General features: G+C 40.9%; 11 protein-coding genes. 6 read left to right on the forward strand and 5 right to left on the reverse strand.

Annotated elements, in window-relative coordinates; all coding sequences use genetic code 11:
* Positions 1-24: 24 nt before the first annotated feature.
* On the reverse strand, positions 25-2,715 hold the full coding sequence (ppc, locus tag MTO68_RS00250) for a phosphoenolpyruvate carboxylase (RefSeq protein ID WP_034614670.1): 2,691 nt from the start codon (positions 2,713-2,715) through the stop codon (positions 25-27).
* A 226-nt stretch (positions 2,716-2,941) separates the two neighbouring features.
* The gene (locus MTO68_RS00255; RefSeq protein WP_244014558.1) at positions 2,942-3,562 is read right to left on the reverse strand and encodes a TetR/AcrR family transcriptional regulator; all 621 of its coding nucleotides are present in this window, start codon (positions 3,560-3,562) and stop codon (positions 2,942-2,944) included.
* A 145-nt stretch (positions 3,563-3,707) separates the two neighbouring features.
* Between MTO68_RS00255 and MTO68_RS00260 the strand changes: the two genes are divergently transcribed.
* From MTO68_RS00260 to dnaJ, 4 genes are all read left to right on the forward strand, one after another.
* A complete protein-coding gene (locus tag MTO68_RS00260) occupies positions 3,708-4,808 on the forward strand; it encodes an efflux RND transporter periplasmic adaptor subunit (RefSeq protein ID WP_004818239.1) in 1,101 nt (366 codons plus the stop codon).
* Positions 4,809-4,810: 2 nt separating this feature from the next.
* Positions 4,811-7,957 (forward strand): efflux RND transporter permease subunit, encoded by a 3,147-nt coding sequence (locus MTO68_RS00265; protein WP_244014560.1) that lies wholly within the window; start codon positions 4,811-4,813, stop codon positions 7,955-7,957.
* A 136-nt stretch (positions 7,958-8,093) separates the two neighbouring features.
* On the forward strand, positions 8,094-8,471 hold the full coding sequence (locus tag MTO68_RS00270; RefSeq protein WP_004718846.1) for a hypothetical protein: 378 nt from the start codon (positions 8,094-8,096) through the stop codon (positions 8,469-8,471).
* Positions 8,472-8,563: 92 nt separating this feature from the next.
* Positions 8,564-9,676, forward strand: coding sequence for a molecular chaperone DnaJ (gene dnaJ, locus MTO68_RS00275; RefSeq protein ID WP_034614677.1), 1,113 nt, complete (start codon positions 8,564-8,566; stop codon positions 9,674-9,676).
* Positions 9,677-9,756: 80 nt separating this feature from the next.
* Here dnaJ and MTO68_RS00280 read toward each other — a convergent pair whose 3' ends face one another.
* Positions 9,757-9,972: a hypothetical protein gene (locus tag MTO68_RS00280; RefSeq protein ID WP_244014562.1), complete on the reverse strand. Its 216-nt coding sequence runs from the start codon at positions 9,970-9,972 to the stop codon at positions 9,757-9,759.
* Between the two features lie 276 nt (positions 9,973-10,248).
* Entirely contained in the window at positions 10,249-10,440 is a 192-nt protein-coding gene (locus MTO68_RS00285; protein ID WP_244014564.1) for a hypothetical protein, read from the reverse strand.
* 290 nt (positions 10,441-10,730) lie between these two features.
* On the opposite strand from MTO68_RS00285, the gene dapB reads away from it, so the two are divergent.
* Positions 10,731-11,546, forward strand: coding sequence for a 4-hydroxy-tetrahydrodipicolinate reductase (gene dapB, locus MTO68_RS00290; protein ID WP_004718838.1), 816 nt, complete (start codon positions 10,731-10,733; stop codon positions 11,544-11,546).
* A 57-nt stretch (positions 11,547-11,603) separates the two neighbouring features.
* A complete protein-coding gene (locus tag MTO68_RS00295; protein WP_244014566.1) occupies positions 11,604-12,254 on the forward strand; it encodes an START domain-containing protein in 651 nt (216 codons plus the stop codon).
* Between the two features lie 168 nt (positions 12,255-12,422).
* Here the strand turns inward: MTO68_RS00295 and MTO68_RS00300 are convergent, their stop codons facing one another.
* Positions 12,423-13,598, reverse strand: a complete 1,176-nt coding sequence (locus MTO68_RS00300; RefSeq protein ID WP_244014568.1) for an MFS transporter — start codon at positions 13,596-13,598, stop codon at positions 12,423-12,425.
* Positions 13,599-13,603: the final 5 nt, after the last annotated feature.

A 13,603-nucleotide genomic window follows, 5' to 3' on the forward strand; every position in this document is an offset into this window, starting at 1 on the left:
GTACCCCTTCAAAGAAACTTGAACTTAACCCGTATTACGTAAACCGGCCGCAATACCAGCAATACTGACCATCAGTGCATGATCTACAGGGGTATGCTCCGCCTGACATTCAGCCAAGTATGCACGACGACGTTTCATTAATTCGGCTTGTAATAAATGCAAGGGTAATAAATACGGCTTACGTACTTTCATGGCTTGATCAAGTACATCATTGGAACTTAACAGCTGCGATTCACCTTTCATCGCCAACAGGGTTTGTACTGCATCATGCAAGCGTTGACGTAATTCAGCACCAAGTACTTTTAAGTCTTCATCATCGGTAAGATGAGATTCATAATACAGTGCAATATTTGAGTCGGCTTTAGAGAGGACCATTTCCAACATATCAATTAAGGTTTGGAAATAAGGCCATTCCGTTAACATTTCATCCAATACTGCTTTTTGACCTTGATCAATCACTTGGTTGATCGCTGCGCCAGTACCCAGCCAAGCAGGAAGCATTAAACGAATTTGGGTCCAGGCAAAAACCCAAGGAATGGCACGCAAAGATTCGATCCCACCACTGACTTTACGCTTTGCAGGGCGTGAACCAAGCGGCAGCATTTGTAACTCAAGCTCAGGGGTGACGGTACGTAAATATTTAACAAAATGAGGATTTTCACGTACAGTCTGACGATACACCTGAACAGATAAATCCGTCATGCTGTGCATCAAATCTCGCCATGCTTGTTTTGGCACAGGGGGTGGTAATAATGTCGCTTCTAAGGTCGCAGCAGCATAAATTTCCAAATTTTGTAAGGCAATTTCTTCTAGACCAAATTTAAAGCGAATCATTTCACCTTGTTCAGTTACACGGATTGCGCCTGAAATTGAGCCAGGTGGTTGAGAAAATAATGCTTGTTGGGTTGGTGCACCACCACGACTGATTGAACCACCACGACCATGAAACAAGGTCAGTTGAACACCATGTTGTTTGGCAATTGCAGTCAGTTCTTCTTGCGCACGATACTGGGCCCAGTTTGCGGACATAAAACCAGCATCTTTGGCAGAATCCGAATAGCCAATCATGACTTCGTGCTTAGCTTGGATATGCTGTTTATACCAGTGCATATTGAACAGGGTACTCATGGTACTTGCCGCACCATCCAAGTCTTTCAAGGTCTCAAATAAAGGAACAACGCGTAATGGATGCTCAATTCCCGCTTCTTTTTGTAGTAACAATACCGCCAAAACATCACTCGGATATTCAGCCATTGAAATGATATAAGCACCTAAGCTTTCTTTGGGTTGTTCAGCCAAAGTACGCATGGTTGCAAAGACTTCTTGAACATCAGGGTTTTCAATCAGACTACCTGAAGGCTCATTTAAATGTTTAGGCAATAACGGGCGTTTGCTTTGTAATTCTTGCAATAAAAAGTTCTGACGCGCTTGTTCTGTCCATGTCTCAAAATTACCTAAGCCGAGATATTCAGTAATTGCTGAGATGGCTTGACGATGACGGCCTGACTCTTGGCGAATATCCAGTTTAAGCAATTCAATACCAAAACAATTTACTCGATAGATAAAGTCGAGCAATTTACCATTGGCAATCTCAGGTAAATTACATGCCATCAGTGAACGATAGCAAAGTAATAACGGTTGTAATAATTCATCTTTATGGCGAATGATTAAACTGCGATCTACATCTGAATGCTGACCACGTAATTTATCTGCCAACCATTGACGGGTTGCTTTGAGGCGTTCACGGGTCGCACGCAAATATTCGCGGTAAGGTTCAGGATGGCTATAACCCAAAGCTTGAAGTAGCTCATTGGAATAGGCTTCAATCGAGAGTTCCCAACGAAGATCTTCAATATCACGCACATAAAGGTCAGCCGCTTTCCAGCGTGACAACCACAAAACTTCTTGAGTAATGTTATGGGTGACATTCGGATTACCATCACGGTCACCCCCCATCCAAGATGCAAAACGAATTGGAGAAATATCCAAAGGCAAAGCCTTTACACAATTGTCCTGAACGAGGTCATCCAATTCACGGATGAATTTTGGAACCGCATTCCATAAGGTCTGTTCAATCGTGGTAAAACCCCATTTTGCTTCATCTATCGGGGTTGGGCGATGCTGACGGATTTCGTCAGTTTGCCATGCAGAACAGATCAGTTGTTTTAAATCGGTTAACACATCTGCACGTTGCTTAGGTGTCAGTTTTTGCTGATCAAAAGTAGACAGGCAATGATTAATGCCATCATATTTTTGGATTAAAGTACGACGACTGACTTCGGTTGGATGCGCCGTAAGAACCAATTCAATTTTTAATTCACAAATTTGTTTATAGAGCGTTTCTGCTGAAATTTGCTGATCTTTGAATTTGCTAAATAAATGATCCAGCACATTGGGTGATGGTGAGTTTTCATCGCACTCACTTTGTCGACGACTACGCACAACGTGATATTGTTCAGCAATATTGGCAAAATTTAGAAAGTGTGAAAAGGCGCGGGTGAGTGGCAGAATTTCATCATCTTTTAAATTTAAAAATAATTGTTCAAGTTGTTTTTCTGCTTCAATTTGACCATCTCGAGCGCCTTTACCTAAAGCCCGAATTTGTTCAATTTGATTAAACAAATCTTGTCCTGCATGTTCCTTTAGCGTTTCGCCTAAAAGGTTTCCGAGTAAGCGTACATCTTCACGCAGCGGAGCATCAATTTGTTGAACCATTTGTTACTCTCCAGTTCTTGTTATCTCGAATATAACGTGATTCCACCACAATCCAAGTGACTCCCTACAAAAGTATGTAAATGACTGTGCAAGAAGTCGGCTTTGACTTAATTTTAATTTGGATATTTAGCTTTAGTTTTTGCCCTTTTGATATCAACAAGCCTATGCGATATGCATTGAGTATGCCTTAAACAACAATTGGGCATTATTTTATTTTTAAATAATTTCAGTTGGCTTTATATTTCATCATAAATAAATCAATACTTTCGGTGATGATTTGTTGTTTTTCATCTTCCGTAGGAATTTGGCGGATCCCCAATAAAACCTCGTGGTGTCGAACACCCAATAATAATGACAGAATCAGGTTGATTTGTTTTTCAATGTTATCTGCTTGAATAAATTTAAGCGTGCCCGCTTGTTGGAAAAAATCTTGCCAGACTGCACACATTCTTTGATGGGAAGAATTATAAAACTGTAAAGCCAAAGGATTTTTCTCTGCGGCAAGTTCTAACAACAAATGCTCAAGTTTAATGGCTTCAGGTAGGCTAATGACAGTGAGTGCCAACTCGCACGCCTGAAAAAAATGCGCATAAAAATCACTTTGAAGATTGAGTCGTAATGGTCGAGCATCGATAGACGCTTCACAGGTTGCTTCAATGGCACAGCAAAATAAAGTTTCTTTATCTTGAAAATGGTTATATACCGTCAGCTTTGTGACGCTTGCTTCTTTGGCAATTTGGTTCATGCTTGAACCATGATAACCCAATTTTAGAAATAGCTTTTTGGCGGCTTCCAAAATGTGTTTCCGTTTTTCTAAGTCCTTTGGACGTCCAGCGGTTGTTTGCACAATAATTTCCAAAAAAAAATAGGTTAATTGCTCTATACACGATTCACAATTACTGTACCATGCAGTATATTAATTAAAAAATGAGCAAATAAATATACTCATTCTATTTTGCCCGAAAAAATGCATTTGATTAAGAGCCTTGCCTATGCGTAGTTTAAATTTAATGATCACGAGCCTATTGGTATTGTGTAGTGTAACAATAGTGGGGTGTAGCAAACCAGCACCTGAAGCGGAACAAATTCCCTTGGTGATGGTCACCCAGCCTGCAACATCACATGAAGATCAAAAAAGTTATGCGGGGGATGTTCAAGCCCGACAGCAAACAGCATTGGCATTCCGTGTCGGGGGACAAATTACAGAACGCTATGTCGATGTTGGGGCTCGTGTCAAAGTAGGGCAAGTCTTAGCAAAGCTTGATGTGAAAGATGCCCAGCTACAATTGAACTCAGCCAAAGCACAACTTGAAAGTGCGCAATCTGCGGCCAAGGCTGCAGCAGACGAATTTAAACGCTTTCAGCAGCTCTTACCGATCAATGCTGTGAGTCGCTCACAATATGATTCAGTCAAAAATCAATATGATGCTGCTCAGGCAAGTTTAAAACAAGCTCAATCTAATTATGATGTGAGCGCCAATCAAACCGGTTATAACCAATTGATTGCCAATAAAAATGGGGTGATTACCCAACGTAATATTGAAACTGGGCAAGTGATTTCAGCAGGGCAGGCGGCGTACCAACTGGCGATTGATGGTGATCGTGAAGTGGTGATAGGTGTACCTGAACAAGCCATTGCAGAGATTAAAGTCGGTCAAAATGCATGGGTAACTTTATGGTCTAAACCTCAAGATCGATTTGCTGCCTATGTTCGAGAAATTTCTCCAGCAGCCGATCAATCACGTACATTTATGGTTAAAGTGGCTTTAAAAGAAGGGCAGTCCGCAATTCAACTTGGGCAAAGTGCGCGGGTATTCTTTAATCAAAATATTCAAAATGTATTGAGTGTACCTTTATCTAGCGTCTCAGCAAATAACAATCAAGCCTATATTTGGGTGGTGAATCCAGACCAAACGATTGCTAAAGTTTCAGTGACTCTGGGCAGCTATGGTCGTGACAGCGTTACTGTCGTGAAAGGGTTAAATCCTGGGCAGTGGGTGGTTGTAGGAGGGGTACATTTACTTCGTGAAAAGCAAAAAATAAAACCGGTAGACCGTGAAAATCGTGCTGTAACTGTTCAAAAAGGAGCATGATCATGAGTCCATTTAAAGCCTTTAACTTGTCAGAATGGGCACTCAAAAATAAAGGATTAGTACTTTATTTTATGATCCTATTGGGTATTGTCGGGCTATTTTCCTATTCAAAACTCTCTCAGAGTGAAGATCCACCCTTTACTTTTAAAGTCATGGTAGTACAAACTTATTGGCCTGGTGCAACAGCTCAAGAGGTTTCTTTACAAGTTACCGATAAAATTGAAAAAGAACTGATGAGCACAGGGCTCTATGACAAGATTATGGCTTACTCGCGTCCGGGTGAGTCTATGGTCATGTTTATGGCAAAAGACTCATTAAAGTCTAACCAAATTCCAGATGTTTGGTATCAAGTGCGTAAAAAAGTAGGCGATATCAAAACACAGTTACCTTCTGGTGTTCAGGGGCCGTTCTTTAATGATGAATTTGGTGACACCTTCGGGAATATCTATGTCTTGACAGGCAAAGATTTTGATTATGCAACGTTAAAAGAATATGCAGACCGTTTACAGCTTCGCTTACAACGGGTCAAAGATGTCAGTAAAGTCAATCTGGTGGGTCTACAAGATCAAAAAATCTGGATTGAGCTTTCCAACACCAAAGCCGTGCAAATGGGCGTACCAGTTACTGCAATCCAAGAAGCCTTGGCAAAGCAAAACAGTGTGACCAGTGCAGGCTTTTTTGAAACAGGCACTGACCGTATTCAAGTGCGAGTCAGTGGTGCTTTAAAAAGTGTCGATGATTTGAAAAAAATGCCCTTGTTGGTGGGAAATCGAACCATTCAACTGGGCGATGTTGCTGACGTTTATCGTGGATTTAGTGAGCCTGCACAACCTCGCATGCGTTTTATGGGCGAGAATGGAATTGGTTTAGCGGTTTCTATGCGTAAAGGTGGTGACATCATCGCACTGGGTAAAAACCTAGAAACGGAATTTAAAACCTTACAAAAATCACTGCCTTTAGGTATGGAACTGAAAAAAGTTTCAGATCAGCCTGTGGCTGTTCAACGCAGTATTCATGAATTTGTCAAAGTTCTTGCAGAAGCGGTCATTATTGTTTTATTGGTGAGCTTTTTTTCACTGGGTTTCCGTACAGGTTTGGTGGTGGCATTTTCGATTCCACTGGTACTTGCGATGACTTTTGCAGGCATGAATTTATTTGATGTGGGCTTACATAAGATTTCTCTAGGAGCCTTGATTCTGGCCTTAGGGTTATTGGTCGATGATGCCATCATTGCCGTCGAAATGATGACCATCAAAATGGAGCAAGGCTATAGCAGGATGAAGGCAGCTGGTTTTGCATGGACCAGTACCGCATTTCCGATGCTGACAGGAACATTAATTACCGCAGCAGGTTTTTTACCTATTGCTACAGCCGCATCAAGCACAGGGGAATATACCCGTTCAATTTTCCAAGTGGTGACCATTGCCTTAATTGTTTCATGGATTGCTGCTGTGGTTTTTGTTCCTTATCTAGGCGATAAGTTACTTCCAGATTTTAACAAAGTGCCACAAAAAGCGCCGTGGTATCAGCGTCTTCTCGCAAGATTACGAAAGCAACCAGAACCTCAGCCTGTGATTCATCATACTGGTGAGCATTTTGATCCATATCAATCTAAATTTTATCAAAGCTTTAGAAAGTTGGTGAATTGGTGCGTGACCTATAGAAAAACCGTCATTTCAATTACGGTTGGGGTTTTTGTTCTGTCTGTGGTGATGTTTAAGTTTGTACCCCAACAATTTTTCCCGTCTTCAAACCGTGCCGAAATTTTGGTCGATTTAAAATTGGAAGAAGGTGCATCACTGACTGCAACTGAAGATGCCGTGAAGAAAGTCGAGGCATTTTTATCTAAGCAAAAGGGTATTGATAATTATGTTGCTTATGTAGGAACAGGTACACCACGTTTCTATCTGCCTTTAGATCAACAGATGCCACAAGCCAGTTTTGCACAATTTGTGGTTTTAGCATCGTCACTGGATGATCGTGATGAAATTCGTAAATCCTTAGATACGCAAATTCGCCAATTATTGCCACAGGTACGTATCCGTGTCTCTTTATTAGAAAATGGTCCTCCAGTCGGCTATCCATTGCAATTTCGTGTATCGGGTGAAGACATTGCAATTGTTCGTCTGGAGGCGCAAAAAGTTGCTCAACTGGTGAGTGAAAATCCAAATACCGCAAATGTTCATTTGGACTGGGGTGAGCAAAGTAAAATCATTTCGTTGGTGATTGATCAAGACCGTGCCCGTCAAATGGGTGTGACCTCAGAAGATTTGGCGAATTTTTTAAACAGTTCAATATCGGGTGCAATTATCAATCAATATCGTGAAAAACGTGAGCTGATTGATGTTCGTATCCGCGGTGATCAGGCTGAACGAGTTAATGTTGAAGCATTATCCAGTCTTGCTGTTCCAACAAGTAAAGGCACCACTGTACCTTTGGCGCAAATCGCTACACTTCAATATAAATTTGAAGATGGTTTGATTTGGCACCGCAATCGTTTACCGACCATTACTGTACGGGCAGATATTCGGACCAAGTTACAGCCTGCAACCGTGGTCAATGAGCTGGCTGAAAAAATGGATCAGCTTCGTACAACCTTACCAAGTGGTTATTTGCTAGAAGTTGGTGGCGCGGTAGAGGAGTCAGCAAAAGGGCAAACTTCTGTAAATGCAGGGATGCCATTATTCCTTGCGGTGGTATTTACTTTGCTGATGTTGCAGTTAAAGAGTATTTCGCGCTCATTCATTGTATTTTTGACAGCGCCGTTAGGTTTAATTGGGGTGGTATTATTCCTGCTCTTATTCAATAAGCCTTTTGGTTTTGTGGCGATGCTAGGCACCATTGCATTATCTGGAATGATTATGCGTAACTCACTGATTCTGATTGATCAGATCGAACAAGATATTCGAGCTGGACAGAATCAATGGGATGCGATTTTGGATGCTACAGTTCGTCGATTCCGTCCCATTATTCTCACCGCCTTGGCAGCGGTATTGGCCATGATTCCGCTTTCTCGGAGTATTTTCTTTGGACCAATGGCTGTGGCTATTATGGGTGGTTTAATTATTGCGACACTTTTAACGTTATTTTTCTTACCAGCGTTGTATGCGACTTGGTTTAAGATTAAAAAAACTACAGAAAATACATAAATTGTTGAGAATATTAGGTGCGAAAAATTGAAAACTTCAATATAGTAGCACTTAATCTTTAACAGAAAATAACATAGGAAATTTTATTGCATAATAAATAAATCGGTATGCAATAAATTTGAGGTCAAAAACACCCATGGGGCAAACAAATCCAGAACAGCATCGTAAATTTATTACGAGCTCTTATTTGTTTATGTTTCTTGCATTGTTTACGGTGATTACAGCCGTGTTGGCGTATTGGTTAGCACGTAAAGTAGCAGTGGCAGATAATGCAGAGGTATGGATACATGCGCAAGCGTTGTGGATTATGCGCAATGCTCTCATTTTTTTGATTTTGGCAGCCTTTGCTGCGCTATGGTTTATTCCGTTAATCTTTTTCTATTGGGACAGTTTCATTTGGGTAAAAGCGTGCACTGTGGCAGGTGTGGTATTTAGTGCCATTGCGTGGTTATATTTACTCAATACATGGCTCAAAGGTTTTACTAAATATTTACAGAAAAAAGCTGTTTTTTAAAAAAAACCACATTTCACGCTTGTAAAAAATAACATCGCCCCCAATTTATTCTGCATAGAAGTATTATCAAATTTTGTGGAGCATCGCCAATCATGGCTAAACGTGATTATTATGAGGTTTTAGGTGTTGCTAAAACCGCTAGTGATGATGAAATTAAAAAAGCCTACCGTAAGTTGGCGATGAAGTATCATCCAGATCGTAATCCTGACAACTCAGAAGCTGAAGAAAAGTTTAAAGAATGTGCGGAAGCATATGAAATTCTTTCTGACGGTGAAAAACGTAGCATGTACGACCGTATGGGTCATAACGCCTTTGAAGGTGGTATGGGCGGCGGTGGCTTTGGTGGTGGTTTCAGCGCCGAAGACATTTTCAGTCAGTTTGGTGACATCTTCGGTGGCGCTTTTGGCGGTGGTAGCCGTGGTCAGCAACGTGCGCGTCGTGGTTCCGACCTGCGTTATGTTATGGAATTAACGCTTGAAGAAGCGGTGCGAGGCGTTAAGAAAACCATTACCTTTACTGCACCAGCACCTTGTGATGTGTGTGATGGTAAAGGTTCAAAAAATCCAAATGATGTAGAAACCTGTAAGACTTGCCATGGTGCAGGTCAAGTGCGTATGCAACAGGGCTTCTTCTCTGTTCAGCAGACATGTAGTACCTGTCGTGGACAAGGTAAAATTATTAAAAATCCATGCAGCAAATGTCATGGTTCAGGTGTATCAGATCGTCAGCAGACCCTTGAAGTTACTATTCCAGCAGGTGTTGATAATGGTGATCGCGTTCGCTTAACAGGTAAAGGTGAAGCGATCCGTGATGGTCAATCTGGTGATTTATACGTTGAAGTCGTAGTGCGTGAGCACGATATCTTCCAACGTGATGGTGCAGACTTATATATGGATGTACCTGTTAGTATCGCAGATGCTGCTTTAGGTAAAGAACTTGAAATTCCAACATTGGATGGCCGTGTCAGTTTGAAAGTGCCTGAAGGTACACAAACCGGTAAAATGTTCCGACTACGTGGTAAAGGGGTAAAACCTGTACGTAGCAGTATGCAAGGTGACTTACTTTGCCGTATTGTGGTGGAAACACCTGTACATTTGACCAGCCGCCAACGTGAGCTATTGAAAGAACTTCAAGCCACGATGGAAAGTGATGACAATAAATCGTCACCGAAGAAAAAATCTTTCTTCGATCGTTTATTTGACTAATTGAGTTTAGGCCTTTTCATTTAGCAAGCTAAACATTGAAGATGTAAAAACGGAGCAACAGATCTTGTTGCTCCGTTTTTTTATTTTGATGCTTGATCTGATGGTGATAAATCAAATTCGTTGTCATCTGGGGCCGCATCTATTGAATTGTCATCTTGGGGGAGTATCACCGCGGGATGTGTTGCTGGTGTCGATGATTCTGATGATGGAGCGGTAGGCTGTGTTGTGTCTTCGGCCCAAATGAGTGAAACAGTTGTTGTCATCACCAATCCTAAAATGATTTTTTTGAGTTGCATGGTATTTCCTTTGATATTTGCTTTTTATGATTGCATCCAAGCGCTTTTAGTTTAATAGATCTGAAAAATTTAATTTTTACTTTTTAGTTATTTTTAGCTGTAATTTAATATATATTTCAATAAATTTTTAGATGATTTAAAAAATAATATAACTGTTAATGTTTAGCGATAAAGCCTGATTTTTATGATGATGATTACAATTGAATTGAGCTATTTTAAAAAAAGACAGGTTGAAGATATTGGACATACCCTCAACCGCTGAAAAATAGGTGCTTATTACTCAATGATCGGTGCATCAATATCTTCAACACGAACTTCTGTTTGAGGTTCAGCTGCTGTGTTAGTATTGGGTTGAGCAAGTGTTTTTTCTTCAGTTGTTGCTGATGTTGTTGTCGGCGCTGATTCAGCCCAAACATTTGTCATCATCATGCCGAGTACTAGAGCGAAAGCCATTTTATTCGAATGCATATTGATCTCCTTTTAAGCCATATTCTTTTCATTCGTGGCATGTAGTCTGCTGTGGGATTCTTGCATTTTGATGAAATAAATTTGAAAAGTTGTAAATTTTTCAAAGTTTTACCGATATATTTTATAAAATTAATCTATTTATTCGTTCAGGCTATTTTGGACCAATGAGCGCATCAGATCCCAAAGCAAGCAAAAAAGATCACAGTATTTTTTTATATTGAAACGTCGTCTTAGAACCGAGTTTTGTTATAGTAGAGCCAAATTTTCAAATTCAGATTTAGGAAGATCGTATGTCAGCAGCTCCACGCATTGGTATTGTAGGTGCAGGTGGCCGTATGGGCCGTACATTGATTCAAGCTGTACAACAAGCAGGCTTTCAACTTGCTGCTGCAGTAGAGCGCCCAGAAAGCACATTAATTGGTGCAGATGCAGGAGAGCTTGCAGGAATTGGTGCTGTGGGGATTAAAGTGGTTGGCAACTTGGAAGAGATCCTCAAAGATGTGGATGTGGTAATTGATTTTACTGCGCCTGTTGCAACTGAACATAATTTAAAACTATGCAGTGCTGCTGGTGTTGCGATGGTGATTGGTACAACGGGTTTCTCGGATCAACAAAAAGAGCTGTTAAATCAATCTGCGACTCAAACACCGATTGTTTATGCGGCAAATTATTCAGTGGGTGTGAATGTTTCGATTAAATTACTTGAGCTGGCAGCTAAAGTATTTGGCGATACTGTGGATATTGAAATTATTGAAGCACATCACCGTCATAAAGTAGATGCACCATCAGGTACTGCTCTGATGATGGGTGAAGCTGTTGCTGACACACTGGGTCGTGATTTAAAGAAAGTTGCTGTCTATGGTCGTGAGGGGCATACAGGTCCACGTGAACGTGAAACCATTGGTTTTGAAACGATTCGTGGTGGTGATATTGTGGGCGAACATACAGTGATGTTTATTGGCGAAGGTGAGCGTGTAGAAGTGACACACAAAGCCACGAATCGTATGAATTTTGCTGCCGGTGCTGTACGTGCAGCCGCTTGGGTTGTCGGCAAAGATGCAAAAAAATACGATATGAAAGACGTTTTAGGCTTAAATGATATTTAAGCTTAAAATCTGATGCGATAGAATTAAAACAATTAGTCAAATTTTGAACATTCAAAAATGAAAAAAACAGTGATGTTATTTGCTTGTGTAATCAGTGCTTTTGGCCTGACTACACAAGCTGCTTTACCAAACAATGCCAAATTGAGTTTGAATAAAAATAACATTCAGGTATGGACATACAAGGATGCTAGTAATTCTGTGTTGTCTTATAAAGCTGAAACAACATTAGATGTGCCGATTGATCGTGCTGTTGCTTTGGTATTGGATGTTAAAAACTCACCGAAATGGGTCCCCAATGTTGCCAAAGCTGAAGTGTTATCTCGCGATGATAAAAAAGGTGAGTTCAGCATTTATATGGTTTTAGATTTTCCCTTTCCGTTAAAAGATCGTGATATGGTGGTCAAAGGAACCATGTCTAAAGATGCGAATGGCAGTATCTTTATTAAAAATTCTGCGATTCAGCAAGGTAAAGCACTGAATCCTGACTATGTGCGTTTAAAAGATTATTCAGGTGATTGGACCTTTCAAAAACTCGGTGCCAATAAAGTCAAAGTCATTACCTCTGGACACGCCAATCCAGAAGGCTCTATTCCTGCAAGTTTAACCAATATTTTAGTCGAACAGCAGCCTTATCAGATGTTGCAGAAAATGAAAACAGAATTGGCAAAGAATAAACCCTTTGCAGCTTTGCCTGATATTTTAAAATAGACGTTGTTTGATCAATAATCCTGAAGCAGACCCTATTGACGAAACAACTTTATATTCGAAAAAATAATGCTTAGCAGATCTTTCCATTTAACTATTGAAAGTAACCTTTCTTAAGGTATTGATGTAGAAAGAAAGGTTACTTGCAGTCTTTGTCACGATTGTTAATCGCTAGGCTGAATGGCTATATTGTTGTACAGGTGCTTTATTCATTTTCATTTGAATAAAAACCAGCACTAGCCCTAAAGCTGTGAGTACCGCACCTGCAATAGACACCGCAGCATAACTCATGCCCATACTCAATACTGCGCCACCAGCTGTTGCACCTAAAGCATTGCCTAAATTAAATGCCCCAATATTCACAGAGGATGCCAATCCAGGTGCTTCATGTGCAACAGACATAACACGCATCTGTAAAGGTGGGACCACTGCAAAGGCTGCTGCTCCCCAGACAATCAGTGCCAATGCTGCACCAATTTGAGTTTGAGCCAGTATAGGGAACAGCAACATGCTCACCATCAGTAACAGCAAGAAACTGGTCAATGTTTTGGTCAGTGACAAGTCTGCAAATTTCCCACCTAAGTGATTACCAATTGAAAAACCAATTCCAATCAGTACCAGCATCAAGGTAATAAACATCGGGCTGGCATGGGTGATGTTTTGTAGGCTAGGCGCAATATAGGTATAGAGGGTAAACATTGCACCTGCACTCATCACCGTGGTGAGCAATGCAAGAACCACAGGCAGCCGAGTCAGCACTTTTAATTCTGCTTTGACATCAGGACGTTGACTTGCTTTATCTTTAGGCAAGGCTTTCCATAGTGACAGCATAGTAATCACGCCGAGTAAGGCGATTGCTGCAAATGACATACGCCAGCCAATATTCTGCCCAACCCATGTGGCTAAAGGCACACCACCGATGTTGGCAATGGTGAGGCCCATAAACATGGTGGCAACTGCACTGGCTTGTTTGTCTTTAGGTACGACGCTTGTTGCAACAATGGAACCAATCCCGAAAAACACCCCATGATTGAGACTGGTCAGGATTCGAGCGGCCATTAAGCCCCAGTAATTGGGGGCAATTGCAGCAAGAATATTGCCAATGGTAAAAATAATCATGGCTAAAATAAGCGCTTTACGTCGTGGAAACCGTCCAAACCATAAGGTCATAAACGGCGCACCAATCATGACACCGAGTGCATACGCGGTGATCAGCATACCTGCGGTAGGGATTGAAATATTCAAATTTTCTGCAATTTGGGGAAGAAAGCCCATAGGAGAAAATTCTGTTGTTCCTATTGCAAAAGCACCAATCGCTAATGCGAGTAAGGGAAAATTTAATTTCATGAGGA

This window comes from Acinetobacter sp. NyZ410, assembly GCF_022828975.1.
In the GTDB taxonomy this organism is placed as follows: domain Bacteria; phylum Pseudomonadota; class Gammaproteobacteria; order Pseudomonadales; family Moraxellaceae; genus Acinetobacter; species Acinetobacter guillouiae.

Excerpts from the sequence above, each read along its gene's own strand:
- MTO68_RS00265 (WP_244014560.1), top strand. The coding sequence starts at position 4,811 with ATGAGTCCATTTAAAGCCTTTAACTTGTCAGAATGGGCACTCAAAAAT.
- MTO68_RS00270 (WP_004718846.1), top strand. The coding sequence starts at position 8,094 with ATGGGGCAAACAAATCCAGAACAGCATCGTAAATTTATTACGAGCTCT.
- MTO68_RS00260 (WP_004818239.1), top strand. The coding sequence starts at position 3,708 with ATGCGTAGTTTAAATTTAATGATCACGAGCCTATTGGTATTGTGTAGT.
- MTO68_RS00295 (WP_244014566.1), top strand. The coding sequence starts at position 11,604 with ATGAAAAAAACAGTGATGTTATTTGCTTGTGTAATCAGTGCTTTTGGC.
- dnaJ (WP_034614677.1), top strand. The coding sequence starts at position 8,564 with ATGGCTAAACGTGATTATTATGAGGTTTTAGGTGTTGCTAAAACCGCT.
- MTO68_RS00280 (WP_244014562.1), bottom strand. The coding sequence starts at position 9,972 with ATGCAACTCAAAAAAATCATTTTAGGATTGGTGATGACAACAACTGTT.
- MTO68_RS00300 (WP_244014568.1), bottom strand. The coding sequence starts at position 13,598 with ATGAAATTAAATTTTCCCTTACTCGCATTAGCGATTGGTGCTTTTGCA.
- MTO68_RS00285 (WP_244014564.1), bottom strand. The coding sequence starts at position 10,440 with ATGCATTCGAATAAAATGGCTTTCGCTCTAGTACTCGGCATGATGATG.
- ppc (WP_034614670.1), bottom strand. The coding sequence starts at position 2,715 with ATGGTTCAACAAATTGATGCTCCGCTGCGTGAAGATGTACGCTTACTC.
- dapB (WP_004718838.1), top strand. The coding sequence starts at position 10,731 with ATGTCAGCAGCTCCACGCATTGGTATTGTAGGTGCAGGTGGCCGTATG.